This window comes from Paeniroseomonas aquatica, from assembly GCF_030409335.1.
Classification (GTDB): Bacteria; Pseudomonadota; Alphaproteobacteria; order Acetobacterales; family Acetobacteraceae; genus Belnapia; species Belnapia aquatica.
Window position 1 is genome coordinate 81,090 of record NZ_JAUFPN010000197.1, and the last position, 26,273, is coordinate 107,362.

28 protein-coding genes are annotated in these 26,273 nt (G+C 73.4%); 11 read left to right on the forward strand and 17 right to left on the reverse strand.

Annotated elements, in window-relative coordinates; translation table 11 throughout:
• Positions 1–126: 126 nt before the first annotated feature.
• The 5 genes from QWZ14_RS25480 to phbB all read right to left on the reverse strand — a co-directional run bounded on the left by QWZ14_RS25480 (position 127) and on the right by phbB (position 4,348).
• Positions 127–1,776: an MFS transporter gene (locus QWZ14_RS25480; RefSeq protein WP_290319805.1), complete on the reverse strand. Its 1,650-nt coding sequence runs from the start codon at positions 1,774–1,776 to the stop codon at positions 127–129.
• A gap of 100 nt (positions 1,777–1,876) precedes the next feature.
• Positions 1,877–2,485: a GDSL-type esterase/lipase family protein gene (locus QWZ14_RS25485; RefSeq protein WP_290319806.1), complete on the reverse strand. Its 609-nt coding sequence runs from the start codon at positions 2,483–2,485 to the stop codon at positions 1,877–1,879.
• Positions 2,485–2,871, reverse strand: coding sequence for a carboxymuconolactone decarboxylase family protein (locus QWZ14_RS25490; RefSeq protein WP_290319807.1), 387 nt, complete (start codon positions 2,869–2,871; stop codon positions 2,485–2,487). Before QWZ14_RS25490 ends, QWZ14_RS25485 begins: the two co-directional genes overlap by 1 nt.
• On the reverse strand, positions 2,871–3,536 hold the full coding sequence (locus QWZ14_RS25495) for a YciI family protein (RefSeq protein ID WP_290319808.1): 666 nt from the start codon (positions 3,534–3,536) through the stop codon (positions 2,871–2,873). The genes QWZ14_RS25490 and QWZ14_RS25495 overlap by 1 nt, the downstream gene beginning before the upstream one ends.
• 89 nt (positions 3,537–3,625) lie before the next feature.
• A complete protein-coding gene (gene phbB, locus QWZ14_RS25500) occupies positions 3,626–4,348 on the reverse strand; it encodes an acetoacetyl-CoA reductase (protein ID WP_290319809.1) in 723 nt (240 codons plus the stop codon).
• An 85-nt stretch (positions 4,349–4,433) separates the two neighbouring features.
• On the opposite strand from phbB, the gene QWZ14_RS25505 reads away from it, so the two are divergent.
• A complete protein-coding gene (locus tag QWZ14_RS25505) occupies positions 4,434–5,516 on the forward strand; it encodes a Bug family tripartite tricarboxylate transporter substrate binding protein (RefSeq protein ID WP_290319810.1) in 1,083 nt (360 codons plus the stop codon).
• 69 nt (positions 5,517–5,585) lie between these two features.
• On the forward strand, positions 5,586–5,978 hold the full coding sequence (locus QWZ14_RS25510; RefSeq protein ID WP_290319811.1) for a cupin domain-containing protein: 393 nt from the start codon (positions 5,586–5,588) through the stop codon (positions 5,976–5,978).
• Between the two features lie 22 nt (positions 5,979–6,000).
• Here QWZ14_RS25510 and QWZ14_RS25515 read toward each other — a convergent pair whose 3' ends face one another.
• Genes QWZ14_RS25515 through QWZ14_RS25525 form a run of 3 tightly spaced genes read right to left on the reverse strand, consistent with a single transcriptional unit; the run spans position 6,001 to position 8,633 of the window.
• Positions 6,001–6,771 carry a DUF3750 domain-containing protein gene (locus tag QWZ14_RS25515; RefSeq protein WP_290319812.1) on the reverse strand — a complete coding sequence of 257 codons (771 nt, stop codon included), beginning with the start codon at positions 6,769–6,771 and terminating at the stop codon, positions 6,001–6,003.
• Positions 6,772–6,819: 48 nt separating this feature from the next.
• A complete protein-coding gene (locus tag QWZ14_RS25520; protein ID WP_290319813.1) occupies positions 6,820–7,464 on the reverse strand; it encodes a glycine zipper family protein in 645 nt (214 codons plus the stop codon).
• Positions 7,465–7,520: 56 nt separating this feature from the next.
• Positions 7,521–8,633 (reverse strand): M20/M25/M40 family metallo-hydrolase, encoded by a 1,113-nt coding sequence (locus QWZ14_RS25525; RefSeq protein WP_290319814.1) that lies wholly within the window; start codon positions 8,631–8,633, stop codon positions 7,521–7,523.
• A gap of 46 nt (positions 8,634–8,679) precedes the next feature.
• On the opposite strand from QWZ14_RS25525, the gene QWZ14_RS25530 reads away from it, so the two are divergent.
• From QWZ14_RS25530 to QWZ14_RS25540, 3 genes are read left to right on the forward strand one after another with little or no spacing between them, the layout of a single operon-like run.
• Positions 8,680–9,804: a pyridoxal-phosphate dependent enzyme gene (locus QWZ14_RS25530; RefSeq protein WP_290319816.1), complete on the forward strand. Its 1,125-nt coding sequence runs from the start codon at positions 8,680–8,682 to the stop codon at positions 9,802–9,804.
• Positions 9,804–11,339, forward strand: coding sequence for a M81 family metallopeptidase (locus tag QWZ14_RS25535; protein ID WP_290319818.1), 1,536 nt, complete (start codon positions 9,804–9,806; stop codon positions 11,337–11,339). The genes QWZ14_RS25530 and QWZ14_RS25535 overlap by 1 nt, the downstream gene beginning before the upstream one ends.
• Positions 11,336–12,436 (forward strand): alanine racemase, encoded by a 1,101-nt coding sequence (locus QWZ14_RS25540; RefSeq protein WP_290319819.1) that lies wholly within the window; start codon positions 11,336–11,338, stop codon positions 12,434–12,436. The genes QWZ14_RS25535 and QWZ14_RS25540 overlap by 4 nt, the downstream gene beginning before the upstream one ends.
• Before the next feature lie 115 nt (positions 12,437–12,551).
• On the opposite strand, the gene QWZ14_RS25545 is transcribed toward QWZ14_RS25540, so the two are convergent.
• Positions 12,552–12,710 carry a hypothetical protein gene (locus QWZ14_RS25545; protein WP_290319820.1) on the reverse strand — a complete coding sequence of 53 codons (159 nt, stop codon included), beginning with the start codon at positions 12,708–12,710 and terminating at the stop codon, positions 12,552–12,554.
• A gap of 106 nt (positions 12,711–12,816) precedes the next feature.
• Between QWZ14_RS25545 and QWZ14_RS25550 the strand changes: the two genes are divergently transcribed.
• From QWZ14_RS25550 to QWZ14_RS25570, 5 genes are all read left to right on the forward strand, one after another.
• Positions 12,817–14,127, forward strand: coding sequence for a dicarboxylate/amino acid:cation symporter (locus tag QWZ14_RS25550; RefSeq protein ID WP_290319821.1), 1,311 nt, complete (start codon positions 12,817–12,819; stop codon positions 14,125–14,127).
• A 51-nt stretch (positions 14,128–14,178) separates the two neighbouring features.
• Complete coding sequence (locus QWZ14_RS25555; RefSeq protein ID WP_290319823.1) at positions 14,179–14,550, forward strand: RidA family protein; 372 nt, start codon at positions 14,179–14,181, stop codon at positions 14,548–14,550.
• Positions 14,547–14,954: a 4Fe-4S dicluster domain-containing protein gene (locus QWZ14_RS25560; RefSeq protein WP_290319824.1), complete on the forward strand. Its 408-nt coding sequence runs from the start codon at positions 14,547–14,549 to the stop codon at positions 14,952–14,954. The genes QWZ14_RS25555 and QWZ14_RS25560 overlap by 4 nt, the downstream gene beginning before the upstream one ends.
• The gene (locus tag QWZ14_RS25565; RefSeq protein WP_290319825.1) at positions 14,945–15,787 is read left to right on the forward strand and encodes a (Fe-S)-binding protein; all 843 of its coding nucleotides are present in this window, start codon (positions 14,945–14,947) and stop codon (positions 15,785–15,787) included. Before QWZ14_RS25560 ends, QWZ14_RS25565 begins: the two co-directional genes overlap by 10 nt.
• Positions 15,788–15,895: 108 nt before the next feature.
• Positions 15,896–17,308 (forward strand): MFS transporter, encoded by a 1,413-nt coding sequence (locus tag QWZ14_RS25570; protein ID WP_290319826.1) that lies wholly within the window; start codon positions 15,896–15,898, stop codon positions 17,306–17,308.
• A 56-nt stretch (positions 17,309–17,364) separates the two neighbouring features.
• Here QWZ14_RS25570 and yghU read toward each other — a convergent pair whose 3' ends face one another.
• The 8 genes from yghU to QWZ14_RS25610 form a co-directional block, all read right to left on the reverse strand.
• Positions 17,365–18,240 carry a glutathione-dependent disulfide-bond oxidoreductase gene (gene yghU, locus QWZ14_RS25575; RefSeq protein WP_290319827.1) on the reverse strand — a complete coding sequence of 292 codons (876 nt, stop codon included), beginning with the start codon at positions 18,238–18,240 and terminating at the stop codon, positions 17,365–17,367.
• 76 nt (positions 18,241–18,316) lie between these two features.
• Positions 18,317–19,288 carry a Bug family tripartite tricarboxylate transporter substrate binding protein gene (locus QWZ14_RS25580; RefSeq protein WP_290319828.1) on the reverse strand — a complete coding sequence of 324 codons (972 nt, stop codon included), beginning with the start codon at positions 19,286–19,288 and terminating at the stop codon, positions 18,317–18,319.
• Between the two features lie 5 nt (positions 19,289–19,293).
• Positions 19,294–20,265, reverse strand: coding sequence for a Bug family tripartite tricarboxylate transporter substrate binding protein (locus tag QWZ14_RS25585; protein WP_290319829.1), 972 nt, complete (start codon positions 20,263–20,265; stop codon positions 19,294–19,296).
• 5 nt (positions 20,266–20,270) lie between these two features.
• Complete coding sequence (locus QWZ14_RS25590) at positions 20,271–21,248, reverse strand: Bug family tripartite tricarboxylate transporter substrate binding protein (protein WP_290319830.1); 978 nt, start codon at positions 21,246–21,248, stop codon at positions 20,271–20,273.
• A gap of 96 nt (positions 21,249–21,344) precedes the next feature.
• Entirely contained in the window at positions 21,345–22,043 is a 699-nt protein-coding gene (locus QWZ14_RS25595; RefSeq protein ID WP_290319831.1) for a trimeric intracellular cation channel family protein, read from the reverse strand.
• Positions 21,989–23,116 (reverse strand): PepSY-associated TM helix domain-containing protein, encoded by a 1,128-nt coding sequence (locus tag QWZ14_RS25600; RefSeq protein ID WP_290319832.1) that lies wholly within the window; start codon positions 23,114–23,116, stop codon positions 21,989–21,991. The genes QWZ14_RS25595 and QWZ14_RS25600 overlap by 55 nt, the downstream gene beginning before the upstream one ends.
• A 121-nt stretch (positions 23,117–23,237) precedes the next feature.
• Entirely contained in the window at positions 23,238–23,609 is a 372-nt protein-coding gene (locus QWZ14_RS25605; protein WP_290319833.1) for a response regulator, read from the reverse strand.
• Positions 23,606–25,105: an MASE4 domain-containing protein gene (locus QWZ14_RS25610; RefSeq protein ID WP_290319834.1), complete on the reverse strand. Its 1,500-nt coding sequence runs from the start codon at positions 25,103–25,105 to the stop codon at positions 23,606–23,608. Before QWZ14_RS25610 ends, QWZ14_RS25605 begins: the two co-directional genes overlap by 4 nt.
• A gap of 202 nt (positions 25,106–25,307) precedes the next feature.
• Between QWZ14_RS25610 and fabD the strand changes: the two genes are divergently transcribed.
• Positions 25,308–26,267 (forward strand): ACP S-malonyltransferase, encoded by a 960-nt coding sequence (gene fabD / locus QWZ14_RS25615; protein ID WP_290319836.1) that lies wholly within the window; start codon positions 25,308–25,310, stop codon positions 26,265–26,267.
• The last annotated feature ends 6 nt before the right edge of the window (positions 26,268–26,273 follow it).

Sequence of the window (26,273 nt, forward strand, 5' to 3'; positions counted from 1 at the left end):
ACGACCCATGGTTAAATATTCAGGGACGCTATAACGCTGAGGTAGCGTCTACCTCACCTATTCGTGAAGTCGCCCTGCCGGCCGGGCCGGGCCGCCGGCGCCGCGAGTCCCGGCGCGGGCCGCCGCTCAGGGGTTCACGTTCAGGAAGCGCGCCGCCTCCGGCGCCGGCTCGCCCCCCGCCGCGGCCCCGGGCAGGGGCTGGTGCAGCGCCGCCGCCCGGGCCAGGGCGGCGCGGTCCCAGTCGGTCCGCCGCGATTCCTCGCGCATGTGCTCGGTCCAGCTGTCCACGCTCCAGAGCTCCACCCAGAGGTCCGGCTGGGCGACATCCTCGTAGAGGCCCCAGGTCCCGGCGCCCGAGCGCAGGCGCACCCGCCGCACCTCCTGCATGGCGGCGAGGAAGGCCGCGCGCTGCGCCGGGTCGATCCGGTAGCGCACCACCTCCAGCACCCGGCCGGAGGCCTCGCCCAGCAGCCCGCGCAGCTCCGCCGCCGGCGCCCCCGGCTGCGGCTCGTGGCTGACGCCCTGGCTGGTCTCGGCCAGCGCCACGCTGTCGATGCCCCAGCGGCGGACGAAGACCGCGGCGATGGCGCAGCCCGCCGCCGCCACGCCGAGGGCCAGCGGCACGCTGAAGCTGCCCCCCACCCAGCCCGAGAGCGCCGAGCCCAGCGCCATCACCCCGAAGAAGCTGAGCTGGTAGATCGCGATCGCCCGCGCCCGCACCCAGCCCGGCGCGGCCAGCTGGGCCGAGGCCGAGAGGGTGCTGCCGGCGGCGATCCAGGCGGCGCCGTAGAACAGCATCCCGAGCGCCGCCGGCGCCCAGTGGTGCGAGGCCGCCAGGATGCCCATCGCCACCGCCGCCAGGATCGAGGCCCAGAACACCGTCTGGCTGCGGTCGAGCCGGCTGCGCAGCGCCGGCAGGGCGAAGCCGGCCGCCACGGCGGACAGCCCCATCACCCCCAGCATCAGCCCGAAGGCCTGCGGCCCGAGGCCGAGCTGCTGGCGGACGAACAGCGGCAGCAGGCCCCAGACCGCGGCGGTGAAGAGGAAGAAGGCGCAGGCGCGGATGATGGCCGCGCGCATCGCCGGGCTGGCCGAGACGAAGCGCAGCCCGGCCCGCATGGCCGAGAGCAGATGCTCCTTCGGCATCCGGCTCGGCGCCTCGGTGCGCTTCCAGAACAGCAGCGCCAGGATCAGCACCAGGAAGGCGACGGCGTTCAGCGCGAAGGCCGCCTCCGGCCCGGCGGCGGCGATGGCGAAGCCGCCGAAGGCCGGGCCGAGCGCCCGCGCCAGGTTGAAGCCGATGCCGTTCAGCGCGATGGCGCCGACCAGATCCTCGCGCGGGACCAGCTCGTTGGTGGTCGCCGCCCAGGCCGGGAAGTTCATGGCGCTGCCGGCGCCGATCGCGAAGGTCAGCGCCAGCAGCCCCCAGGGGCCGATCGAATCGGTCCAGGTCAGCACCGCCAGGATCAGCGCCATCAGCAGGATCCAGGCCTGGGCGCCGAGCAGGAAGAGCCGGCGGTCGACGATATCGGCCAGGGCGCCTGCCGGCAGCGCCAGCATGAAGACCGGCAGCATGGTCGCCGCCTGCACCAGCCCGACCATGAAGGGGGAGGGCGAGAGGCTGGTCATCAGCCAGCCGGCCCCGGTGTTCTGCATCCAGCCGCCGATGTTGCTGGCAAGCGTCGCCAGCCACAGCATGCGGAAGACGGAATGGCGGAGCGGGGCGAAGGCGCGCGGCAGGCGGAGCAGGGGCATGGCCGGGAGATAGGCACGCAAGCCCGGCGCCGGAAAGCGAAACCGACAGCCGGCCGGCCCCGGACCGGCCGATCCCGGCGCCAGACCCTGGGCCAGCCCCCCCTGGGTCAGCCCCCCTCGGTCAGCCGCCGCTCAGCCGCCGCCAGGCCGGCCAGGCCTCGACCAGCGCCGCCATCGCGGCGTAGCCGGCCGCGTCGGGGTGGACGCCGTCGCCGCGGGCCGCGCCGGCCCGCCAGGCATGGCTCGCCGAGAGCGGCCCGTGCAGCGGCAGGAAGGGCACCTCGAGCGCGGCCGCGACCGCCGCCAGCACTGGGCCGAGCGCCGCCACCCGCGCATCCTGCGCCGCATCGTGCAGCACCGGCGGCGGCCCGAGCAGCAGCGTCGGCCAGCGCGCCGCGGACCAGCCGAGCAGCGCCACGGCGTTGTCGCGGCTCGCCTCGGGCGGCACCCGCGGCAGCCCGTCCTCGAAGGTCGCGTCATTGGCGCCGAAGCAGAAGACCACCGCATGGGCGTCGCCGCCCGTGGCCAACAGCCGCGCCAGCACCTCGGCCTCGGCCCGGCGGCGGATGTCGGCGCTGGTGTCGCGGCGGACGCCGAGGTTGTAGGCGGTCACCGCCACGCCGCGCGGCCAGGCCGCGGCGGCGACCCGGCCGGGCCAGCCGAGTGCGGTCTCGTCGCCGGCGCCGGCGGTGAAGCTGTCGCCGACGCAGCAGAGGCGGAGGTCCTGCATCACTCGAACTGCGGGTCGACCGGCACCCGCAGCGCCTCGGCCAGGCGGTTGGTCTCGGCCGCCATGCCGACGATGGCGAGCAGCTCGCCGTATTCGGCGTCCGTCATGCCCTTCGCCCGGGCGGCGGCGGCGTGGCTCGCGGTGCAATAGGCGCAGCCGCTGGTCATCGAGGCCGCGAGGTAGAGCATCTCCTTCATCACCGGGCTCAGCACCCCCGGCGCCATCACCTGGCTGAGGCTCTCCCAGGTGCGCTTCAGGCCGGGCGGGTCGACCGCCAGGGCCTTCCAGAAATTGTTCACCTCCGTGGTGCCGCGCGCGGCCATGATGGCGTCGTAGACCGCGCGGACCGCCGGGCCGGCATCGGCGTATTCGACCAGCTTCGGCATCAGTGCTCTCCCTGCGGTGCCGAACCGGGCAGGGCCGGGTAGGGCTGCGCCCCGACCCGCCAGCGCTCGATCCGGATATCCTGCCAGACGCCCGCCTCCATGTAGGGCTCGGACGCGAGCCAGTCGCGCACCGCCGCCTCCCCCGGCAGGGCGAGGGCGATGATCGAGCCGACCATGGCGCCGTCCGGCGCGTCGAGGATCGCCCCGCCCAGCCGCAGCCGGCCGGCCGCGACCTCGGCCTGGATGCGGGCGAAGTGCCGCGGCCGCGCCGCCTCCCGCCGCCCTGCCGCGCCGGCGTCGGTGCCGTCGCGGGCGGTGACCGCATAAGTGAGCAGCGGCTCCGCCGCGCCGCCGGGACGGCCCGGCTGCGGCATCCAGGGCAGCGGCGCGATGCGGAAGGGCAGCACCTCGACGCGCTCCCAGATGCCCTGCGCCACGGAGGGCTCGTCGGCCAGGTAGGCGTCCATGTCGGCCCGCGCCGGCACCGCGAAGAATTGCAGGGACCCGGCGGCGGTGCCGTCCGGCCGCAGCCGCGGCCCGGACATCAACAGCCGCCCGGCCTCGGCGTTGCGGCGGATGCTGGCCAGGTGCGGCGCATGCGCCGCCGCGCGCCGGTCGGCGGCGCCGGCATCCGTCCCGTCATGGCCGATCAGCACGAACCCCATCCGAGTCTCCCTGCATCGCCCGGCTGCGCGCGCAGCCGGGCCGGTCCCGCGGCGTGGCGCCGCCTCAGTACCCGCGGCGTGGCGCCGCCTCAGTACATGTGCTGGCCGCCGTTGATCGAGAGCGTCGAGCCGGTGATGAAGTCGGCATCCTCGGCGGTGAGGAAGACGACGCCGCGGGCGATGTCCTCGGCGGTGCCGAGCCGCCCCCGCGGGATGCGGGCGATGATCTTCTCCAGCACGTCGGGCGGCACCGCGCGCACCATCTCGGTGTCGACATAGCCGGGCGCGATGGCGTTCACCGTGATGGAGGTGCGGGCGCCTTCCTGGGCGAGCGCCTTGGTGAAGCCGTGGATGCCGGACTTTGCCGCGGCGTAGTTCACCTGGCCGTACTGCCCGGCCTGGCCGTTGATGCTGCCGATGTTGACGATGCGGCCGAACTTCCGCGCCGTCATGCCGTCCCAGACCAGCTTCGCCATGTTGTAGCAGCTGCCGAGGTTGGTATCGATGACGCTGTCCCACATCTCCCGCGACATGCGCTTCATGGTGCCGTCGCGGGTGATGCCGGCGTTGTTCACCAGCACCTCGATCGGCCCGACCTCCGCCTCGATCCGCTTCACCGCGGCGGCGCAGGCCTCGTAGTCGGAGACGTCGAATTTGTAGCAGCGGATGCCGGTCCGCTCGGTGAAGGCGGCGGCGGCGGCGTCGTTGCCGGCATAGCTGGCGACCACGGTCCGGCCGGCGGCCTTGAGCGCCTCGCTGATGGCCGCGCCGATGCCGCGCTGTCCTCCGGTGACCAATGCGACTCGTGCCATGATGCGCCCTCCCTGATTTGGTTCGCGGGCCTAGGTCAACCCGGATCGCGCCGCGGGATCAAGCGGCAAAACCCGCGGTTTGCCTTTGCTTGCGATCAATCGGGCGCGGCTTGCGTTGCAGCAGGGCGGCGGCTACCCGCTGCTGCGCCGCACCAATCCGGAGATCGCCATGCCGCTTGCCGTCCCCACCCGCCGCAGCCTTCTCCTCGGCGCCGGCGCCGCCGGCCTGTGGCAGCCCGCCACGGCGCAGACGCAGCGCGCCATGACCATCGTGGTGCCCTATGCCGCGGGCGGCGGCACCGACATCACCGCGCGCGAATTCGCCCAGGTCTTCGCGCCGGAGTTGGCGACGTCGGCGCTCGGGGGCCAGACCGTCGTCGTCGACAACCGCGGCGGCGCCGCCGGCCATGTCGGCTCGGTCAGCGTCGCGCGGGCGCGGCCGGATGCGACCACGCTGCTGTTTGCGGTCTCGACCAACATCGTGGTCAACCCGCACCTGCAGAAGGGCGACCGCCTTGACCTCGCCACCGCGCTGCAGCCGGTGGCGCAGGTCTCCTCCTACCAGTACGTGCTGGTGGTGCATCCCGACGTGCCGGCAAAGACCCTGCCGGAGCTGCTCTCCCACATCCGCGGCCAGCCGCGCGGCGAGCTGACCTATTCCTCGGGCGGCGTCGGCAACGCCAACCACCTCGCCGGGGTGCTCTTCTCCGAGGCGGCCGGGGTGCGGATGGAGCACGTGCCCTATCGCGGCACCGCGCCCGCCCTGCTCGACGTCGTCGCCGGCCGGGTGACGATGAATTTCTCCTCCCCGCCGCCGGCGCTGGCCCTGGTCCGCGAGGGCAAGCTGCGCGCCATCGCGGTCACCGGCGAGAAGCGCATCGCCGCCCTGCCCGAGGTGCCGACCCTGGCCGAGGCCGGGCTGCCCGGCGCGGTCATCATCGGCTGGCACGGCGTCTTCGCCCCGGCCGGCGTCCCCGCCCAGACCATGGACCGGCTGGAGGCCGCCGCCCGCCGCGCCGCCGCCACGCCGAAATTCCTCGACCGGCTGGAGCACGACGGGCTGGAGCCGGCGCCCGCCCGGCCGCGTGCCGTCTTCGCCGAGGCGGTGCGCCAGGAATCCGCCTATTGGGCGCGCAAGGTGCAGGAGCTCGACCTGAAGCTGGAATAGCCCGGAACCCGGCGGCGCCCGGGCGTTGACCCGTGGTGCCCAACGCCGGGCGCGACGGAGGGCAGGACGATGGATGCGGCAAGACTGGCACTGATGGCCAAGGACGTGGCACCGACCCCGGTCGAGATCCCGGGCGCGACCGGCGGCCGCTTCCTGATCCAGCTGCTGAACGAGGATGCCGCCCGCGGCGTGGTGACCAGCATCATCCATTTGCCGGCCGGCGGCCGCATCCCGGCGCACCTGCACCGGGCGGGCGCGGAGATGCACTACGTCCTCGAGGGCGACCTGATCGACGCGGGCCAGGAGCTCGGCGCCGGCGCCTTCCTCACCCATGCCGCCGGCACGGTGCACGGGCCGCACGAGAGCCGCGGCGGCGCCCGGGTGCTGACGGTGCAACAGTGGCAGTCCCGCGACGGCAAGTTCGACTTCCACCCGGCCGAGGACGGCGCCAGGGCCGGCTGAGGCGGCGCCGCCCGGCCCGCGGTCAGGGCCCGGCCAGCGCCGCGGCCTCCGCCGGCCCGGCCGGCAGCCCGAGCCGCCCGAGCCCGGGCAGCTTGATCGCCGGCCGCCGCCAGTCGAGGCCGGCGACGGCGCCGAGGATGTTCACCTCGAGCCCCTCCGCCCAGCCCAGCGTCAGCCCGGCATAGCCGCCGAGGGTGAGGCGGAGGCCGGTGGCGGTGCGCCGCAGCCAGCGGCCGTCGTGCGGGAAGTCCTTGCCGATGGCGGTCGGCGGCAGGCTGGCGCCGATCTCCGGCACCGCATCCAGCACGGCGGCGACGAAGGTATTGGAATTCGGCCCGGGCCAGGGCCGGTAGTCGCCCCGGTTGCGCCAGGCATAGCCCTCGATCGCCGCCTGCATGCGCGGGATCAGCGCCGCGGCCGCGTCGCCGTCGGCGGCGAAGACCACCTCCGGCGTGCGGCCGAACCAGCGCCCGTCGGGCTCGAAGCCATTCATGCGGATCGGCTCGCCCCAGGCGGTGTAGTCGTAGCGGGTGTAGCCGGCGGCGCCCTCAGGCTTGAAGACGATCCAGCAATGCACCGCGAAGATGCCGCGCCAGCGCACGGTCTGCGCGGCGAAGACCCGGACCACGGCGGCCGGGTGCCGGCGGGCGGGCGGCAGCAGGCCGATGCTGGACCGGTCCGCCACCTGCCAGCCGGCGCCGCCGCCGCCGGACTGGTAGAAGGCCGCCGAGACCGCCAGGGGCAGCAGGTAGAAGAGGGCGAAGAGCAGCAGCGCGAGCTTGGGGAGGGACATCACTCGGCGCAGATTGGCCGCCCGCCCGCCGCTGCCAAGGGGCCGGGGCTACCAGCGGCGGCCCCAGCCATGGCCGCGCCCGTAGTAGCCGCGCCCGCCGTAGAAGCCGAGCGAGACGCTCGGTCCCCAGTAGTAGGGATAGGCCGGATAGGCATAGGGCGCCGCATAGGGATAGGCATAGCCATAGGCCGGCACCGCATAGGCGACCGGCGGCGCCTGCGGCGCCGCGATGGTGTTGCCGACGCTGGTCATGCACTGGGCATAGGCCATGTCGTAGCGTTCCTGCAGGCTGGCGCCGCTGGCCTGGGCGTTGCTGGCACCCACCGCCGAGCCGCCCAGCAGGCCGGCGCCGGCGCCGATCGCCGCGCCGGTCCAGGCGGCGCCGCCGGCCGAGCCCAGCAGCGCGCCGGCCGCGGCGCCGAGGGCGGTGCCGATCACGGCGCTGCCGACCGCCGCCTGGTTCGAGGCCTGGGCCGGGGTGCCGCCGCCGATCTGGCCCTGGGCATAGTTGCGGCATTGCCCCTCCTCGCCCTGGAACTGCGCCATGTCCTTGCCCTTGGCCGGCATGGCGTAGATCGAGGGTCCGGCCGGCGGGGCCACGGCGCAGGCGGCGAGGCCGACAGGAAGCAGCAGGGCGAGGCGGATCGGGGCGCGGGACATCGGGGTCTTCTTCAGCTCGGGCCAAGTGATCATGGCCTCCATCTGGGGACGCCGCCGCCGCTTTTCCCCTCTCGTTACATTTCAGCGTGTTAAGCCGTGCGTGCGGCCTCGGCCAGCAGCCGCGCCAGCAGCGGGACCGCCGCCTCCAGCGCCGCCACCGTCACGCATTCGTGCGGCGTATGCGCGGTCTCGATCCCGCCGGGGCCGAGGATGACGCAGGGGGCGAGGGCCTGCAGCTCGGAGGCATCGGTGCCGAAGGCGGCGGTGCGCGGCGCCGCTCCGGTCAGCCGCCCGGCGAGCGCGATAAGCGGGTGGTCCGCCGGCAGCTCCGGCGGCGTGCCCTCGGCGGCGATGGTGAGCTCAAGCCCGGCCCGGGCCGCGGCCGCCCGCACCCGCTCCAGGATCGGCGCCCGGTCCAGGCTGCGGCTGGCGCGGAACTTGATGCGGCAGGTGGCCAGCGCCGGCGTCACGTTCACCGCCGTGCCGTGGTTGTCCAGAACCAGGTTGAAGTCGGTGAAGGGCGGGTCGTAGGCGGCGTCGTGCAGCGCCGGGTCCTCCACCAGCTGCCGGTGGATCTCCCGCATCTCCGCCAGGAAGGGGATCAGCGCCCAATTCGCGTTGCGGCCGAGGCCGGTCGAGGAATGCGCCTGCACCCCCTGCGCCCGCGCCACGATATTGACCGAGGAGCGGTGCCCGCGCACCGGAACGAGCCCGGTCGGCTCGGCCACCACGATGCCGCGGAGGCCGAGCGAGCGGGCGAAGGCGCTTTCCGCCACCGCCCGGGCGCCTGCCTTCGTCGTCTCCTCGTCGGTGGTGAGCAGCAGCGTCGCCGGCACCCCGTCCGGCACCGCGCGCGCGGCCATGATGCAGGCGGCGACCGCGCCCTTCATGTCGACGCTGCCGAGCCCGTGCAGCACGCCCGCCGCATCGACCCGCGGGTCCCAGGGATCGTCCTGCCAGCCGGTCGCCGGCACCGTGTCCATGTGGCCCGAGAGCGCATAGCCGCCCGGCGGCCCGCGATGCGCGACCAGCGCCCGCTTGGCCACGCCCTCGGCGTCGCGGTAGTCCAGCCGCTCGACCGCGAAGCCGGCCAGCTCCGCCTCGATCCGCTCGGCGACGGCGAGGTTGGAGAGGGAGGAGCGGCTGTCGATGGCGACCAGCTCGGCGGCGAGGCGGGCGACGGGGGGGAGGGAGGCATTCATGCTTCGAGCCTTGCCGCGGCGCGGCGAAAGGGCAAGTCTCCGCCGCATGGAATCCCTCGCCTATCTCGACCCCCGCAGCGGCCGGACCTGGCCGCTTGGTGCCCCCCGCTGGTGCGGCGACGCCGGCGAGCCGCTGTTCCTCACCGACCTGCCGGGCATCGGCCCGGACCGGATCGACCGGGCGACGCGCAGCCTCTGGCGCTACCGCGCCGCGCTGCCGCCGCTGGCGGGGGCGCCGATCACCCTCGGCGAGGGCTGCACCCCGCTGGTCCCCTGCGCCTTCGGCGGCGCCACCGCGCTGATGAAATGCGAGTGGTTCATGCCGACCGGCAGCTTCAAGGACCGCGGCGCCTCGGTCATGCTCTCGCTGCTGCGGGCCGAGGGCGTGACCGCGGTGCTCGAGGACAGCAGCGGCAACGGCGGCGCCGCCATCGCCGCCTATGCCGCCGCCGGCGGCATGCAGGCGAGGATCATGGTCCCCGCCAGCACCTCCGCGGCCAAGACCGTGCAGAGCCGCGCCTCGAGCGCCGAGATCGTGCTGGTCCCCGGCAGCCGCCAGGACTGCGCCGACGCCGCCCTGCGGGAGGCGGCGAACACCTTCTACGCCAGCCACAACTGGCACCCCTATTTCCTCCAGGGCACCAAGACGCTCGCCTACGAGCTGTGGGAGGACCTCGGCTTCAAGGCGCCCGACAACGTCATCGTCCCCTGCGGCGCGGGATCGAACGTGCTCGGCTGCAGCATCGGCTTCGGCGAGCTGCTGCGGGCCGGGCAGATCGACCGCATGCCGCGGATCTTCGGCGCCCAGCCGGCCAATTGCGCGCCCATCGCCCGGGAATTCCTGGAACTCGACCCCATCCCGGCGCAGCCCACCATTGCCGAGGGCACCGCCATCGCCGAGCCGCTGCGCTTACGCGAATGCATCGGCGTCTTCCGCCAGAGCCAGGGCGGCGCCGTCATGCTGGCCGAGGCCGAGATCGCCCGCGCCACGCTCGACCTCGCCCGCCGCGGCTTCTACGTCGAGCCGACCTGCGCCCAGGCGGCGGCAGCCTTCGCCAAGCTGCTGGCCTCCGGCACCATCACCCCCGAGGAGACCACGGTGGTGGTGCTGACCGGCACCGGGCTGAAGGCCACGCCGCGCTTCGCCGAGCTGCTGGGGGTGGCCATCTGATGCGCGTCGCCCTCCTCGGCTTCTCGATCGAGTGCAACCGCTTCGCCCCGGCGGCCAGCCAGCGCGACTTCGACACCCGCTGCTGGGTCGAGGGCGAGGGGCTCGTCGCCGATGCCCGCAGCGCCTCGCCCCGGGCGCTGGGCGAGATGCCCGGCTTCGTCGCGGACATGGATGCTGCCGGCCCCTGGGAGCCGCTGCCCATCCTGCTCGCCATGGCCGAGCCCAATGGCCCGGTCGAGCACGCCGCCTTCGCCCGCATGATGGTGATCTGGCGGGAGGGGCTGGAGGCGATCCGCGGCCAGGTGGCTGGGGTCTATTGCGTGCTGCACGGCGCCGGCCTGACCACCGAGCTCGACGACCCCGAGGGCGCGCTGCAGGGGCTGATCCGCGAGGTGCTCGGGCCGGTGCCCCTGGTCTGCAGCTACGACCTGCATGCCAATGTCTCGGAGGCCATGGTGCGGGACTGCGACGCCTTCGTCGGCTACCGCACCAACCCGCATCTGGATATGCGCGAGCGCGGCGCCGAGAGCGCGCAGCTGCTGCGCCGGCTGCTGGGCGGCGAGCGCGCCCGGCGCGCGCTGGTGCGGCTGCCGATCGTCGCGCCCACCGTCTCGATGCTGACCGCGGCGGGCCCCTATGCCGAGGTGATCGACCTCGGCCAGGAGCTCGCGGCCCTCGACCCCGCCATCTGGAACGTCTCGGTCATGGGCGGCTTCGCCTATGGCGACACGCCCTTCAACGGCATGGCGGTGGTGGTGACGGCCGCCGACCAGCCCTCGGCCGACAGCATGGCCGAACGGATCGCGCGTGCCGCCTGGGCGCGGCGCGACCGCTTCGTCGCCGAGCTCACCCCGCTGCGCGAGGCGGTGGCGCGGGCCAAGGCGAGCCCGGTGCCGCTCGCCTTCGCCGATGTCGCCGACAATCCCGGCGGCGGCGGCCGCGGCAATACCATGCACATCCTGGCCGCCTTCCTCACCGCCGGCGTCGAGGGCTGTCTGGTCGGCGTCATCCACGACCCGCTGCTGGCCGAGGAGGCGCATCGCCTCGGCCGGGGCGCCCGCTTCACCGCGCGATTCAACCGCCCGCAGGGGACGCTGACGGCGGATGACGAATTCAGCCGACCGCTTGCCGCCGAGGCCGAGGTGGTGGCGCTGTCGGACGGCCGCGTCACCGGCCGGCGCGGCATCTACGGCGGCACCGCCATGACCCTGGGCGCGACCGCGGCGCTGCGGCTCGGCGGCATCACCGTGGTGGTGATCTCGATCCGCACCCAATGCGCCGACCCCGCCTTCTTCGAGCATCTCGGCCTCGACATCGGCGCGGCCCGCAGCGTGGTGGTGAAGTCGCGCGGGCATTTCCGCGGCGGCTTCGACGAGTTCTTCGGCCACGACCGCATCATCGAGGTCGATGCCCCTGGCCTCACCTCGCCCATCCTGTCGCGCTTCGCCTGGACCAGGCTGCCGCGCCCGGTGCTGCCGCTGGACGAGGACACGACATGGACCCCCAAGGAAACCCCAAAGGGAGCCAAGCCATGACCCTCGACGACCTGCCGACCCCCTGCCTGGTCCTCGACCTCGGCCTGCTCAAGCGCAACCTCGCGGCGATGCAGGCGGCGGTCGCCCGTCACCCCGGCCTGGTGCTGCGGCCGCACCTGAAGACCGCGAAGAGCATCGAGGTGGCGAGGCTCGCCGCCCCCGGCTTCGGCCCGGTGACGGTCAGCACCCTGGCCGAGGCGCGCTCCTTCGCCGGGGCCGGCTGGCACGACCAGATCTACGCCGTCGGCATCGTCCCGGCCAAGCTCGACGCGGTCGCGGCGCTGAACGCCGCCGGCGCCGACGTCAAGGTCATCACCGACGACCTCGAGGTCGCCCGCGCCATCGCCGCCCATCCCGGCCCGCTGCGGGCGCTGGTCGAGGTCGATGTCGGCGAGGGCCGCGGCGGCATCCCGCCCGACAGCCCGCTACTGACCGAGATCGGCGCCGCGCTCGGCGGCCGCCTGGCCGGCGTGCTCAGCCATTCCGGCCACAGCTACAACGGCCGCACGCCGGAGGACATGGCCGCCATCGCCGAGGTCGAGCGCGCCGGCATCACCGCCGCCGCCGGGCGCCTCCGCGCCGCCGGGCTGGCCGTGCCGATCGTCTCGCTCGGCTCCTCGCCCACCGCGCTATACGCCCGGCGGATGGACGGCGTCACCGATGTGCGGGCCGGGGTCTACATGTTCGGCGACCTGTTCCAGGCCCAGCTCGGCACCCATGCGGTCGAGGACATCGCCATGACGGTCCTCGCCTCGGTCATCGGCCGCAGCGCGGCGCGCAATACCCTGCTGCTCGATGCCGGCGGCCTCGCGCTGTCGAAGGACCGCAGCACCCAGGCGGCGCCGCGCGACTACGGCTTCGGCCTGGTGCTGACCCGGGAGGGCCGGCCGATGCCCGGCGAGCCCAGCATCGCCCGCGCCTACCAGGAACACGGCGAGGTCCGCAGCGAGCAGCCGCTGCCGATGCTGCCGCTCGGCACCCGGCTCCGCGTCGCGCCCAACCACACCTGCATGACGGCGGCGGCGCATGACCGCTACTACGTGGTCGATGGCGGGGACGAGGTCATCGCCACCTGGGACAGGGTGAACGGCTGGTAGCAGGGCAGGGAAGGCCGGGGAGAAGGTATTCTCCCGGACCCCTCATCTATTTTTATTATTAAAGGCCAGTAAGAAAAAGCGCGGGAGCGTGAGCAATACTGTTCCCGCCCCGGATCTACTTCTTCTTCCTTGGCTTTCGCGCCGGCTTCGGCTTTAACGCCGCCTTCATGGCCGCCGTCTGTGCCTGCCGCATCGCATTCGCCGCCTGGCCCATCCACCACCCGCTGGCGCGGTTGATCGCGGACAGCCACAGGCTGCGCGGAGATCCCTTCATGTCCCAGATCCTTGCTGACACGCCCTGCAACGCCGGGCGCCGGCCCCGGTCGCGGCGACCGCAGGCGTAACGGTGGCCTTGCCGCCATGACCCCAGGAGCCACCCCATGATCCGCCGCGCCCTGTCCCTGCTCTATGTGCAGGTGCTGATCGCCATCGCCGTCGGCGTCACCCTCGGCGCGCTCTGGCCGGAGACCGGCGCGGCCATGAAGCCGCTCGGGGACGGCTTCATCAAGCTCATCAAGATGGTCATCGCCCCGGTGGTCTTCTGCACCGTGGTCCATGGCATCGCCAGCGTGCAGGACGCCGGCCGGGTCGGCCGCGTCGGCCTCAAGGCGCTGCTCTACTTCGAGGTGGTCTCCACCTTCGCGCTCGCCATCGGCCTCGGCGTCGCCAAGCTGTTCCAGACCGGCGCCGGCTTCAACATCGACCCCGCCCGGCTCGATGCCCATGCCATCCAGGGCTATACCCAGCGCGCCGAGGCGGACAGCTTCACCGCCCACCTGATGGCGATCATCCCCGATACCTTCATCGGCGCCTTCGCCCAGGGCGAGCTGCTGCAGGTGCTGCTGCTCGCGGTGCTCACCGGCTTCGCCATCAACGCCCTGCCGGAGAAGGGCAGGCTCGCCGCCAGCCATGCGGTGAACACCCTCAGCGAGATCTTCTTCGGCGTGGTCAAGATCGTGGTGCGGGCGGCGCCGGTCGGCGCCTTCGGCGCCATGGCCTTCACCATCGGCGCCTATGGCATCGCCTCGCTGCTGCAACTGGGCGAGCTGGTGGCGACCTTCTACCTCACCTCGGCGCTCTTCGTGCTGGTGGTGCTCGGGGCCATCGCCCGCTTCTGCGGCTTCTCCATCATCCGCTTCGTCGCCTATATCCGCGAGGAGCTGCTGATCGTCCTCGGCACCTCGAGCAGCGAGAGCGTGCTGCCGCAGCTCATGCGGAAGCTGCAGCGGCTCGGCTGCTCGCCCAACGTGGTCGGGCTGACGGTGCCGCTCGGCTACAGCTTCAACCTCGACGGCACCAACATCTACATGACCCTGGCGACGCTCTTCCTCGCCTATGCGACGAACACGCCGCTGACCTGGGGCCAGGAGCTGACCATCCTGCTGGTCGCCATGCTGACCTCGAAGGGCGCCTCCGGCGTCACCGGTGCCGGCTTCGTGACCCTGGCGGCCACCCTCTCGGTCATCCCGGACATCCCCATCACCGCGCTCGCGGTGCTGGTCGGCATCGACAAGTTCATGAGCGAATGCCGGGCGCTGACCAACCTCATCGGCAACGGCGTCGCCTGCATCGCGGTCAGCCGCTGGGAGAACGAGCTGGATACGGCGAAGCTCCAGGCCGAGCTCGCCCGCGGCCCCAGCACGCATGCGCTCGACGATGCCCGGCCCGCCCGGGCCGCCGCGGCGGAATAGCTTGCCGCCGGGGCCGCGCCGCGCGAGGCTCGGCCCCGGAGACCTTCGCGCATGAGCCAGCCGCCGCTGTTCCCGCCCGCCCGCACCGTCCCGCTCGGCGGCGGCGCCAAGCTGATCTTCTGCTCCGGCGTCACCGCCCGCGGCAGCGCCGCCGCCGGCGGCACGGTGCAGCTCCAGGCGCGCGAATGCCTCGCCCGGCTGGAACGCGCCCTGGCCGGGGAGGGGGCCGACCTTTCCCACCTGCTGAAGATCACCACCTGGCTCGACGACATGCGGCACTACCAGGGCTTCAACGAGGTCCGCCGTGCCGCCTTCGCCGGCCTCGCCACGCCGCCCGCCAGCACCTGCGTCGGCGGCGCCCGGTTCACCACCACCGATGTCTGCATCGAGATCGAGGCCATCGCGGTGGTGCCGGCGGTATGAGCCTCGCCGGGCATATCCGCGCCGAATCCGCCCGCCTCGCGGCGCTCTGCACCGGCTGCGGCGGCTGCGTCACGGCCTGCCCGATGGCCCCCTATGCCGCGGGCGTCGAGGCCGCCGGCCCGGCCGCGGTCGCCGCCGGCATGCTGGACGTGCTGCGCGACGGGGCCGGCACCCCGGCGGCGCTGGCCTGGATCGCCGCCTGCACCCGCAGCGGCATCTGCACCCCGGCCTGCCCGGAGGGGCTCGACGCCGCCTTCATGCTGCGGCTGGCGCAATGGCGGGCCAAGGGCGCGCTGGGCACCCCGCCGCTGATCCCGGTGCGGGAGGACACGCAATACTCCCCCAAGGTGAAGGCCTTCGCCCGGCTGACCCTGACCGAGGAGGAGCAGTCCCGATGGCTATAGCCGGCGAGAAGGCCGTCTTCTGGTACGGCTGCAACATGACCCGCCATGGCGAGGTCATCCGCGCCACAACCCGCCTGCTGGAGGCGGTCGGGGTGGAGGCCGCGCCCACCGGCGGCCCGGCGAGCTGCTGCGGCAGCCCCAAGGACGCCAGCGCCCGCATCAACGAGGGCATGGCCCGCCGCACCATCGAGGCCTTCAACGCGACGGGCCGGCAGAAAGTCGTCACCTGGTGCCCCTCCTGCCACATGAACATGCGGGACAGCATGGCGCCGGTGACGCCGACCAACTTCGAGACCGTCCATGTCACCGAGGTGCTGCACGCCGGGCGCGAGCGGCTGCGCCCGCTGCTGACCCGCCCCATCCCGGCCCGGGTGCTGCTGCACGGCCACCTCGGCTTCGACGGCCGCGTTCCGGTCAATACCCTGGTGCCGGACCTGCTGCGCCTCATCCCCGGCCTGACGGTGGTGGAGCACCCCTGCCGCGCGCCCGGCCACATGTGCTCCTCGCTCGCCGGGGTGCCCGGGGCGCTGGCCGATGCGCAGCGCGCGACGCTGGCCGCCATGGCCGAGGCCGGCGCCGATACGCTCTGCACCATCTTCCATTCCTGCCACCGCGAGCTGGTCGGGCTGGAGCAGAACCACCCGGTCACCGTGGTGAACTGGATCCACCTGCTGGCCGCCAGCGCCGGCATCGCCGCCGAGGATGGCTACAAGGCCATGCGCAACGCGGCCGATCCGCGCGCGGCCCTGGGCGAGGCGGCCATCGCGGCGGTGGGCGAGGTGCCCTTCGGCCGGCTGGTCGAGCCGGAACTGCGCAAGGCACCGCCCGTCTGAAGGCTTGACGGGGCGCGCCCGGGGGCGGACCGTTCCCCGCACGAGAAGCCCCGCCGACGGAGCCAACCGCCGCAGGGGGCAGCCGGGTGATCCCAGGGAGGATAGCCCATGTTCGCCTTGCTCGATCGCCAGGAACGGCTGACCGGCAACCAGAAGCGCATCATCACCGCCGCCATCCTCGGCGATGCGCTGGAATTCTTCGACTACTTCCTGATCGGCTTCGTGCTGCCCTTCATGATCGGCAGCTGGAACCTCACCTTCGGGCAGTCGGCGGTCATGCTGCTCTCCTCCGGCGTCGGGGCGATGGCCGGCGCCGTCTTCTGGGGCTGGATGGCGGACCGCATCGGCCGGCGGCCGGTCTTCAACCTGACCATCCTGAATTTCTCGCTGGCCACCGGGGCGCTGTACTTCACCCCGGACAACGGCCTCGCCTACCTCGTCTTCTTCCGCTTCCTGGTCGGCTTCGGCGTGGGCGGGCTCTATTGCGTCGATCTGCCGCTGGTGCAGGAATTCATGCCGGCGCGGAAGCGCGGCTTCATCGGCGGCCTGGTCACCTGCTTCATCCCGATCGGCGTCATGTTCGGCGCCGTCGCCGGCGGCTTCCTGGCGGAGTCGGTCGGCTGGCGCGGCCTGTTTGCGATCGGCGTGCTGCCCGGGCTGCTGGTGCTGCTGGTCCGCCTCTGGGTGCCGGAATCGCCCCGCTGGCTGCTGCGCCAGGGCAGGGTGGGGGAGGCCAAGAAATCGCTCGCCTGGGCGCTCGAGGTCAGCCCGCAGTCGCTGCCCGACCCGCGGCCGGAGGATATCGGCAGCGCCGAGCAGAAGCCCAGCTGGTCCGAGCTGTTCCGCCACCCGCGCAGCCTCATCGTCTCCTGGTTCGGCAACCTCGGGGCGCAGACCGGGGTCTATGGCGTCACCCTCTGGGCGCCGACCCTCTTCGTGCTGCTGCTGCAGGTCACGCCGGCCGATGCCAGCAAGCTGATGATCGGGCTGACCCTCGGCGGCGTCATCGGCCGCATCAGCTTCGCGGTGATGTCGGAGCGCATCGGCCGGCGGCCGGCGGGCGGGCTGCTCGGCTTCGGCGCGGCGCTGTTCCTGGTGCTGGCCGGCGTCTTCCACGCCGACATGGTCTTCGGCGTCTCCGCCTTCTGGCTGCTGCTGATCGCCGCCTTCTTCTTCGCCGACGGCGGCTTCGCCATCGTCGGCCCCTATGCCGCCGAGGTCTGGCCGGCGCATCTGCGCACCAGCGGCATGGGCAGCGCCTATGGCTTCGGCGGGCTCGGCAAGATCATCGGCCCGCTCGGCCTGGCGCTGGTGGTCGGCAGCGCCAATGTGGTGAAGCCGGAAGCCTCGGTGGAACACCTCCTGCCGGCCTTCCTCTACCTGGCGTCCTGGTTCGCCATGGCGGGGGCGGTCTATCTCTTCCTCGGGATCGAGACCCGCGGTCGCTCGATCGAGGAGATCGACCGCAGCCTGGCCGGCGAGGCGGCGGCGCCGGCCGCAGCGTCGTTGCGGCGGGCCTGAGGAAGGCAAGGCCGGGGAAGGAAAGGCGTTCCTTCCCCAGGCCCCATCCTTCCTGTCTAGGAGCTGGGCGCGAGCTTGTCCTGGGTCTTGGTCTCGAAGTCGGCGGCGTCGTGGCGCTCGTGCAACTGGCTCGAGGGCTCGCCCTGGACGCGGTTGACCATCCGGCCGCGCTTCGCCGCCGGGCGGGCGTGGATCGCCTCGGCCCAGCGCTGGACGTTCCTGTAGGACTGCACGTCGAGGAATTCGGCGGCGTTGTAGAGCCAGCCCTTGGCCAGCCCGCCGTACCAGGGCCAGACCGCGATGTCGGCGATGGTGTAGTCCGGCCCCGCCAGATACTCGCTCTCGCCCAGCCGGCGGTCGAGCACGTCGAGCTGGCGCTTGGTTTCCATCGCGAAGCGGTCGATCGGGTATTCCATCTTGAACGGTGCATAGGCGTAGAAATGCCCGAAGCCGCCGCCGAGATAGGGCGCGCTGCCCATCTGCCAGAACAGCCAGGACAGGCACTCGGCCCGCTTCGCCGGCTCGGTCGGCAGGAAGGCGCCGAATTTCTCGGCCAGGTGCATCAGGATGGCGCCGCTCTCGAAGACCCGGATCGGCTGCGGCCCGCTGCGGTCGAGCAGGGCGGGGATCTTGGAATTCGGGTTGATGCCGACGAAGCCGCTGCCGAACTGGTCGCCGTCGCCGATCTTGATCAACCAGGCGTCGTATTCGGCGCCCGTGTGGCCGGCGGCCAGCAGCTCCTCCAGCATCACCGTCACCTTCACGCCGTTCGGCGTGCCGAGCGAGTAGAGCTGCAGCGGATGGCGGCCGACCGGCAGCTCCTTCTCGTGCGTCGCGCCCGCGGTCGGGCGGTTGGTATTGGCGAAGCGGCCGCCGTTGGCCTTGTTCCAGACCCAGACCTTGGGCGGCGTGTAGTCCGACTGCTCACTCATGGGCGAAGCTCCTCATTCCGGTCCGGAGGATAGATGAGGCGCTTCGGGGAGAATACCGATCCCCCCCGCGCGATATTCAGCCGTCGATGCTGAGGTTCAACCGCGCGGCGATCTCGGTCCATTCCCGCAGGTTCTTCTCGATCTGCGCCTTGAAGGCGGCCGGGTCCTGGTAGCTCGGGATGGTGTCGATCGCCAGCAGCCGCTGGTGCGTCTCGGGCTTCGCCGCCGCCACCCGGAAGGCGCTCACCAGCCGCTCCAGCACCGCCGGCGGGGTGCGGGCCGGGGCCAGCAGGCCGGAGAAGCCGCTGAAGGCGAAGCGGTCGGAGAAGCCGGCCTCCTTCAGCGTCGGCACCTGCGGCATCGAGGGCACCCGCGCCACGCCGCTGCTCGCCAGGGCGCGCACCCGCCCGGCCCGCATCATCTCCCCGGCCGCGGCCATGCTGTGGAAGCCGCCGTGGATCGAGCCGCCCAGCATGTCCTGCAGCATCGGCGTCTCGCCGCGATAGGCGACATGCGTCATCTCGAGCTTCGCCTCCTCCGCCACCATCAGCGCGAAGGCATGCCCGGTCGAGCCTGGCGCATAGGAGCCGAGCGAGAGGTCCCGCCCGCGGCCCCAGGCGGCGAATTCGGCCATGGTGGTGACGCCGGCCGGCACCGCCGGCCCGACGCAGAACAGGATGGAGGTGGTCCCCAGCCGGCCGATCGGGGCGAAATCATGGACCGGGTCGTAGGGGAAGCGCCGCATCACCACCGGGGACTGGATATGCGTGGTGATGGTAAACAGCAGCGAATAGCCGTCGGGCGGGACCTTGGCCGCCGCCTCGGTGCCGATCAGCCCGCCGCCGCCGCCGCGGTTCTCGATGATGATGGTCTGGCCGAGTTCGGGCTGCATCCCCTCGGCGGCGATGCGGGCCCAGGTATCGGTGCCGCCGCCGGGCGGGAAAGGAACGATGAAGCGGATCGGCCGGTCGGGGAAGCCGCCTTGCGCCCGGGCGATCCAGGGCGTGGCGAGAGCCGGCAAGGCCAGCAGGGCACGTCTCGTCGTCATCGTCATCAGCCATCCACCGTCAGGTTCATCGCGGTCGCCAATTCGGTCCACTCCGCCAGCTGCGCCGCGATCTCGGCGCGGAACTCCACCGGGCCGAGCCAGCCCGGCAGGGTGTCGATCTCGAGCAGCCGCCGCACCACCGCCTCCCGCCGCATCGCCTCGGCGAAGGTCTCGGCCAGCCGCGCCTGCACCGGTGCCGGCACCCGCGCCGGGGCAAAGAGCCCGATGAAGCCGGACATGCCGAAGGCCGCGGGATAGCCGAGCTCGAGGAAGGTCGGCAGCTCCGGCAGCGAGGGCACCCGGCGCCGGCCCAGCACCGCCAGCGGCCGCAGCCGGCCCGAGCGGATGAAATCCCCCGCCGCGGTCATGCTGTGGAAGCCGCAGGCGATCCGCCCGCCGAGGATATCGGTCAGCATCGGCGCCTCGCCGCGGTAGCCGACATGGGTCATGCCGAGCCGGTCGGTATCCGAGTAGAGCTGCGCGAAGGCATGCCCCGAGGAGCCCGTGGCATAGGAGCCGAAGGACAGGTCCTTCCCCCGCGCCCAGGCGCTGAACTCGGCCGGCGTCGTCGCCGGGATCTCCGGCCGGATGCAGAAGGGCAGCGGCGTGGTGCCGAGCTTGCCGACCGGGGCGAAATCCTCGAGCGGCTGGTAGGGCCAGCGGCGGAACACCACCGGCGACTGGATGAAGGGGCTGATGGTGAAGAGCAGCGTGTTGCCGTCGGCCGGCCCCTTCGCCACCGCCTCGGTCCCGACCATGCCGCCGGCGCCGCTGCGGTTCTCGATGACGATGGGCTGGCCGAGCGAGGCGCCCATCGCCTCGGCGATCAGCCGCGACCAGATGTCGGTCGCCCCGCCCGGCGGGAAGGGCACCACGAAGCGGATGGGACGGTCGGGCCAGGGCGGTTGCGCCAGGGCCGGGCTGATGGCCGGGGTGGCGAGCAGGCTGGGCAGGGCAAGCAGGCGTCGGCGCTTCATGCAGGTCATCCGGTGGCATAGAGGTCGAGGGATTCGGCCAGCTCCGCCCATTGCCGCAGGGTCCGCTGGACCGAGGCGCGGAAGGTCTCCGGGTCCTCGTAGCCCGGGGTGGTGTCGATGGCGCGCAGCCGCGCCAGCATGGCCTCGCTGGTCGCCACCCGGCGGAAGGCCGCGACCAGCCGGTCCTTCGCCGCCTGCGGCACCCGCGCCGGGGCGAAAAGCCCGGTGAAGCCGGTGAAGTCGAAGCGGCGGGAATAGCCGAGCTCGATCAGGGTCGGGATCTCGGCGGCAAGCGACGGCACCCGGTCCGGCCCGCCGGTCGCCAGCGGCCGGATGCGCCGCGCCCGGATCATCTCGCCCGAGGCGGTCATGCTGTTGAAGCTGCCGTGGAAGCTGCCGGCCAGCAGGTCCTGCAGCATCGGCGCCTCGCCGCGATAGGCGACTTGCGTGACCTGCAGCTTCGCCTCCTCGGCCAGCAGCACGGCGAAGGCATGGCCGGTCGAGCCCTGGCCGTAATTGCCGAAGGCCAGCGGCCGGCCGCGGCCCCAGGCGACGAAGTCGGCCAGGTCCTTCACCGCGGCCGGCACCGAGGGGCCGACGCAGAAGGTGATGGCGGTGGTGCCGAGCCGGCCGATGGGGAAGAAATCCGCCACCGGGTCGTAGGGGAAGCGGCGGAAGGTGACCGGCGCCTGGACATGGGTGGTGATGTTGTAGAGCAGCGTGTAGCCGTCCGCCGGTGCCTTGGCCGCCGCCTCGGTGCCGACCATGCCGCCGCCGCCGCCGCGGTTCTCGATCAGGATCGGCTGGCCGAGCTCGGCCTGCAGCGGCTCGGCCACCATCCGCGCCCAGACATCGGTGCCGCCGCCGGGCGGGAAGGGGACGATGAAGCGGATCGGCCGGTCGGGATAGGCCGGCTGGGCGCGTGCCAGGCCGGGGGCTGCCAGCATGCCGGCCGTGAGGCCTGCGAGGCTCCTACGCTGCATGGATGCACTCCCTCCGGCGGGCCGTTCTGCTGGGGCCCTGCGCGGCCAGCCTAGGTCGGGCGCGGCCCCGGCCGCAAGCCGAACCGGGCGCCCGCCTCAGCCGCGATCGGGATGCTCCCGCCCCGGCCGGCCCTTGTAGGCCGGCAGCGACCAGCCGCGGGCGATCGCCGCGGCGCGGATGCCGAAGCAGACCGCCATGCCGCCGAGCAGCGCCGGGTCCCGCCACACCCCGTGCAGCCGCAGCCCGACGAAGACCGCGGCCCCGGCCAGCGCCGCCAGGGCGTAGATCTCCTTGCGCAGCAGCAGCGGGATCTCGTTGCAGACGACATCGCGCAGCGCCCCGCCGAAGCTGGCCGTCACCACCCCGAGCAGCACCGCCGCCCAGGGGTTGGCCCCGGCGATCAGCGCGGTCTCGGCCCCCAGCACGGCAAAGAGCGACAGCCCCAGCGCATCCGCCCAGAGCAGGGCGCGGAAGCGGTTCTCGATGCGGTGCGCGGTGAAGAAGACCAGCAGCGCGACGCTGCTCGCCACCGCCAGCAGCGCCGGGTCGCGCAGCCAGACCACCGGCAGCCGCCCGAGCAGCAGGTCGCGCAGCGTGCCGCCGCCGAAGCCGGTGACCGCGGCGACCAGGATGAAGCCGACCGCGTCCATCTGCTTGCGCGAGGCGACCAGCGCCCCCGAGGCGGCGAAGACCGCGATGCCCGCGAGGTCGAGCCAGCGGAGCAGCGTCTCGACGCCGATCATGCCGCCGCGGCGCGGCGCCGCACCTGCCGCTTCGCCTGGCGGGAGCGCCACCACAGCCGCAGCCCGAGCCAGCCCATGACCAGCGGCAGCGCCCCGATGCCCGCCAGCGCCAGCCGGTGCGGCAGGCCGAGCACCGTGCCGTCGTGCAGCGCGACGATCCAGCCGCGGATCCGCCCGACCGGGTCGCCGCCGCCGATCTCGGGCAGCGCCCCGCTCGCCGGGTCCACCTGCACCGAGATCCCCTGGCCCGGCCAGGGCGCCGGCGGCGCCAGCTCGACGCCGATGGTCGTCGTGCGCCCCGGCACCGGCAGGTCGATGAACTGCACCTGCCAGCCCGGCCGCAGCGCCCCGGCCAGCCGCACCGCGCCCTCGAGGTCGACCGGCCCGGCCCCGGCGGCGCTGCCCGGCGGGGTGCCCCAGCGGATGAGGCGGTAGAGCCCCCATTGCACCGTGTCCGGGAAGGCCATGCCGATCCCGGTCACCACCGCGACCAGCAGCGGCAGCAGCACCCGCAGGCCGAAGGCCCGGTGCTGGTTGGCCAGCCGCCGCCGCCCGCGCAGCCCGCCGAGCGCGACCAGCTTCTCCCGCCAGGGCACCGCGTCCCGCTGCAGCCAGAGCGCGAGGCCCGCGAGCAGCAGCGCCAGCAGCGGCAGGCCGAGCAGCCCGACCAGCAGGTCGCCCAGGCCGCCGAGCAGCAGCCCGCGGTGCAGGTCGTGCACCCAGTGGATCCAGAGCGAGCCCTGCCGCACCGTGCCCAGCACCGCGCCGCTGGAGGGGTCGAGATAGCGGGTGACCCGGCCGTTCCGGTCGCGGAAGTCGGCGCGCAGGGGCTGGCCCGCGCCGGCCGGCGGCCAGACCCGCAGCAGCCCCTCCGGCCCGCTCGCCCGCGCCGCTTCGACCAGCGCCGCCAGCGGCTGCGCCGGGCCGGGGCCGGGCGCGGCCTGGCCCCAGGTCTCGATCTCGGCGGTGAAGACCAGGAGGGAGCCGGTCAGCCCGAGCAGCGCGAACCAGGCCCCGAGCCCGAGCCCGAGCCAGCGGTGCAGCCGCCGCAGCACCGGCGTGGCGCCCCGCCCGGCGGGGCGGGCCGGGCGGGCGGCCTGGGTCGGCAAGGCGTCAGCGGTCATGCGAGGGCCCCGATCAGTGGCGCCGCCGGCCCGAGGCGCCGGCGGCATCCGGCTCGTTCCGGTTAGCTGCGCATCCCGCCGCATGCAACAGGCAGCGGCCGGGCGGGGGGAAGGGGCGGGGCTATTGCCGCAGCCGGGTGACCACCTGGCGGAGCTGCTCGAAGGTGATCGGCTTGAACAGCACGGCGGCGGGATGGTCGGTCCCAATCCGGGCGACCGTGTCCGGCTCGCGCGAGCCGGTGATGAAGATGACCCGGGCGCCGACATGGGCATGGATGTGCAGCGCGGCATCCACCCCGTCGCCCTCGCCGCGCAGCCGCATGTCCATGGTGACCAGCTCCGGCCGCAGCGACACCGCCATGGCCATGGCCTCCGCCGCCGTGGCGGCGACGCCGCAGACGTGGAGCCCGAGGTCCTCGACCATCGCGACCAGCAGCTCGGCGATGAGGAATTCGTCCTCGACGATCAGGACGCCGCCCGTGCTCCGTGTCATGCCGCCTCCGGTATGGGAAGGTCGATGCCGATGCGGGTGCCGCCCTCGCGGGTGATGCCGATCCGGCCGCCGAGCTGGCGGGTCAGCCCGGCGATCAGCCGGTTGCCGGCCGCTAGGTCGCCGGGCGCCGCCGGCCCGTCGTCGCTCACCGTGAGCCGGGCGGCGTCGCCCGCCTCCCGGCGGAAGGCCACCGCCACGCGGCCGACCCCCTCCTGCCGGACCGCCTGCGCCACCAGCTCGGTCACGATCAGCCCCAGCGGGATGGCGAAGTCGAGGTCCACCGCGACCGGGTCGGCCAGCACCTCCACCGTGCAGCCCGGCAGGGCGGCCCGGCGGATCTCGGCCACCAGCTCCTCGAGGAAGGGGGCGATGTCGAAGTAGCGCAGATCGGCCGAGCGCATGAGCTGCTGATGCGCCTGGCCCAGGGTGAAGACCCGCTGGCGCAGCCGGGCGAAGCCCTCCAGCGCCGCCGGGTCGGTCACCGGCCGGGCCTCGGCATGGATCAGCGAATCGACGATCTGCAGGTTGTTCTCCACCCGGTGGTAGACCTCCCGCAGCAGCAGGTCGCGCTGGCCGAGCGCCTGGGTCAGCTCCGCCGTCCGCGCCGCGACCCGCTCCTCCAGCGTCGCCTTGGCCCGGGCGAGGGCCTGCTGCTGGCGGAGGAACTGCCCCATGAAGAACAGGAACAGGACGGAGGCCGAGACCGCCCAGCTCAGCCGCCCCAGCGACCAGCCGAGGGAATAGCGGGCGCCGCCGGCCAGCGAGAGCAGGTTGGCGACCAGCAGCGCGCTGAGCGCCAGGCCCAGCCAGAGGAAGATCGGGTCCCGCCGCCCGGCCCCCGCCAGGCTCAGCAGGATGGCCGCCGCCACCGCCACCATCTCGCCGTAGGTCATGCCGGCGTTGAGCGGGGTCCAGGCCTGGCCCAGCATGAGCGGCGGCAGCGCCGCCACCCTCCCGGTCACCAGCAGGCCGCAGCCCAGCACCAGCCCCGCCACCAGCGCCACCGCCCAGAGGCCGTGCCGCCGCACCTGCGCCGGCGCCACCCGCCAGCCCGGGGCGAAGGCGGCGGCGGCCACCGCGGCCAGGGCCAGGCCGGCATAGCCGCCCATCCAGAGCAGGAAGGTCCAGGCGGCCGCCTGCGGCATCCCCAGCATGCTGCGCCCGGGCAGGATCGCCCCGGGGAAGGTCAGCAGGTGCAGCACCGCCATCAGCCCGGCGAAGAGGCAGGCGGCCCCGAGCAGCAGCAGCGACCAGCGCCGGGTCGCCTCGAAGCGCACCAGGACCAGGAAGCCGGTCGCCACCTCGGTGATCAGCACCGTGGCGACGAAGAGCGGGGTGATGGCGGTGACCTCGGGGCCCGGCCGCGCGGCGAAGGGCAGCGCCGCCAGGGCCGCCGCGCCATAGAGCCCGAGCAGCGCCAGCACCAGCCGCCGCGGGGCGCCGGCCGCCGCCGGCCCCGCCATGGTCTCAACGGAGGCAGCATCGGCGGCAGGCATCGTGCGGTCTCACCAGGGGCCGGCCGGGGGCCATGACCGGGGCCACGCCGGAGTCGGGCATATTCCCATGACATATGATGAGAAGCGGCCCCGCATGCAACCGGGCCGCAAGGGCGCCGGGCCGGGCCTTTCCGTTGACACCATCCCGACCCCGCGCTACCGCCCCCGCCCTGATCTGTCACAATAAACCTGAGGAACCGCCATGGCATTGGCCTTCGTCTTCCCCGGCCAGGGCAGCCAGGCCCCCGGGATGGGCCGCGACCTCGCCGAGGCCTTCCCCGCCGCGCGCGAGGTCTTCCAGGAAGTCGACGACGCGCTGAAGCAGAAGCTCTCGAAGCTGATGTTCGAGGGCCAGGCCATCGACATCACCCTGACCTCCAATGCCCAGCCGGCGCTGATGGCGGTCTCGGTCGCGGTGGTCCGGGTGCTGGAGAAGGAGGGCGGCTTCAGCCTCGCCTCCAAGGTGGCCCTCGTCGCCGGCCATTCGCTCGGCGAGTACAGCGCGCTGGCCGCCGCCGGCGCCTTCGACCTCGCCACCGCCGCCCGGCTGCTGCGGCTGCGCGGCGACGCCATGCAGGCCGCGACCCCGCCCGGGACCGGCGCCATGGCCGCTCTGCTCGGCGCCGACCTGGCCCAGGCCCAGGCGATCTGCGACGCGGCCAGGACCGACCCCGAGACCGAGGCGGCCGAGGTGCTCGAGATCGCCAACGACAACGGCGGCGGCCAGATCGTCGTCTCGGGCGCCGCCGGCGCGGTCGAGCGCGCCATCGCCGCCGCCCCCGGGCTCGGCGTGCGGCGGGCCCTGCCGCTGCCGGTCTCGGCGCCCTTCCACTGCGCCCTGATGGCCCCCGCCGCGGATGCCATGGCCGAGGCGCTGGACGCCGCCGCCATCCGCCCGCCGGTGGTGCCGCTGATCGCCAACGTCACCGCCGCCAAGGCGACCGACCCGGCCGAGATCCGCCGCCTGCTGGTGCAGCAGGTGACCGCCACGGTCCGCTGGCGCGAGTGCGTCGCCGCCATGGCCGCCATGGGCTGCGACCGCTTCGTCGAGGTCGGCACCGGCAAGGTGCTCACCGGGCTGATGAAGCGCAACGCGCCGGAGGCCGCCGCCTCCGCCATCGGCACCCCCGCCGATGTCGAAGCCTTCCTCAAGACGATCTAGGAGACG

What these genes read in the sequence shown, in the direction of transcription:
- QWZ14_RS25610 (WP_290319834.1), bottom strand. Translation starts at nt 25,105, where the DNA reads ATGCCTGCCGCCGATGCTGCCTCCGTTGAGACCATGGCGGGGCCGGCG.
- QWZ14_RS25490 (WP_290319807.1), bottom strand. Translation starts at nt 2,871, where the DNA reads ATGCCGAAGCTGGTCGAATACGCCGATGCCGGCCCGGCGGTCCGCGCG.
- QWZ14_RS25560 (WP_290319824.1), top strand. Translation starts at nt 14,547, where the DNA reads ATGAGCCTCGCCGGGCATATCCGCGCCGAATCCGCCCGCCTCGCGGCG.
- QWZ14_RS25520 (WP_290319813.1), bottom strand. Translation starts at nt 7,464, where the DNA reads ATGATCACTTGGCCCGAGCTGAAGAAGACCCCGATGTCCCGCGCCCCG.
- QWZ14_RS25545 (WP_290319820.1), bottom strand. Translation starts at nt 12,710, where the DNA reads ATGAAGGGATCTCCGCGCAGCCTGTGGCTGTCCGCGATCAACCGCGCC.
- QWZ14_RS25555 (WP_290319823.1), top strand. Translation starts at nt 14,179, where the DNA reads ATGAGCCAGCCGCCGCTGTTCCCGCCCGCCCGCACCGTCCCGCTCGGC.
- phbB (WP_290319809.1), bottom strand. Translation starts at nt 4,348, where the DNA reads ATGGCACGAGTCGCATTGGTCACCGGAGGACAGCGCGGCATCGGCGCG.
- fabD (WP_290319836.1), top strand. Translation starts at nt 25,308, where the DNA reads ATGGCATTGGCCTTCGTCTTCCCCGGCCAGGGCAGCCAGGCCCCCGGG.
- QWZ14_RS25590 (WP_290319830.1), bottom strand. Translation starts at nt 21,248, where the DNA reads ATGCAGCGTAGGAGCCTCGCAGGCCTCACGGCCGGCATGCTGGCAGCC.
- QWZ14_RS25535 (WP_290319818.1), top strand. Translation starts at nt 9,804, where the DNA reads ATGCGCGTCGCCCTCCTCGGCTTCTCGATCGAGTGCAACCGCTTCGCC.
- QWZ14_RS25510 (WP_290319811.1), top strand. Translation starts at nt 5,586, where the DNA reads ATGGATGCGGCAAGACTGGCACTGATGGCCAAGGACGTGGCACCGACC.
- QWZ14_RS25485 (WP_290319806.1), bottom strand. Translation starts at nt 2,485, where the DNA reads ATGCAGGACCTCCGCCTCTGCTGCGTCGGCGACAGCTTCACCGCCGGC.
- QWZ14_RS25585 (WP_290319829.1), bottom strand. Translation starts at nt 20,265, where the DNA reads ATGAAGCGCCGACGCCTGCTTGCCCTGCCCAGCCTGCTCGCCACCCCG.
- QWZ14_RS25565 (WP_290319825.1), top strand. Translation starts at nt 14,945, where the DNA reads ATGGCTATAGCCGGCGAGAAGGCCGTCTTCTGGTACGGCTGCAACATG.
- QWZ14_RS25570 (WP_290319826.1), top strand. Translation starts at nt 15,896, where the DNA reads ATGTTCGCCTTGCTCGATCGCCAGGAACGGCTGACCGGCAACCAGAAG.
- QWZ14_RS25525 (WP_290319814.1), bottom strand. Translation starts at nt 8,633, where the DNA reads ATGAATGCCTCCCTCCCCCCCGTCGCCCGCCTCGCCGCCGAGCTGGTC.
- QWZ14_RS25550 (WP_290319821.1), top strand. Translation starts at nt 12,817, where the DNA reads ATGATCCGCCGCGCCCTGTCCCTGCTCTATGTGCAGGTGCTGATCGCC.
- QWZ14_RS25600 (WP_290319832.1), bottom strand. Translation starts at nt 23,116, where the DNA reads ATGACCGCTGACGCCTTGCCGACCCAGGCCGCCCGCCCGGCCCGCCCC.
- yghU (WP_290319827.1), bottom strand. Translation starts at nt 18,240, where the DNA reads ATGAGTGAGCAGTCGGACTACACGCCGCCCAAGGTCTGGGTCTGGAAC.
- QWZ14_RS25605 (WP_290319833.1), bottom strand. Translation starts at nt 23,609, where the DNA reads ATGACACGGAGCACGGGCGGCGTCCTGATCGTCGAGGACGAATTCCTC.
- QWZ14_RS25580 (WP_290319828.1), bottom strand. Translation starts at nt 19,288, where the DNA reads ATGACGACGAGACGTGCCCTGCTGGCCTTGCCGGCTCTCGCCACGCCC.
- QWZ14_RS25495 (WP_290319808.1), bottom strand. Translation starts at nt 3,536, where the DNA reads ATGGGGTTCGTGCTGATCGGCCATGACGGGACGGATGCCGGCGCCGCC.
- QWZ14_RS25540 (WP_290319819.1), top strand. Translation starts at nt 11,336, where the DNA reads ATGACCCTCGACGACCTGCCGACCCCCTGCCTGGTCCTCGACCTCGGC.
- QWZ14_RS25530 (WP_290319816.1), top strand. Translation starts at nt 8,680, where the DNA reads ATGGAATCCCTCGCCTATCTCGACCCCCGCAGCGGCCGGACCTGGCCG.
- QWZ14_RS25515 (WP_290319812.1), bottom strand. Translation starts at nt 6,771, where the DNA reads ATGTCCCTCCCCAAGCTCGCGCTGCTGCTCTTCGCCCTCTTCTACCTG.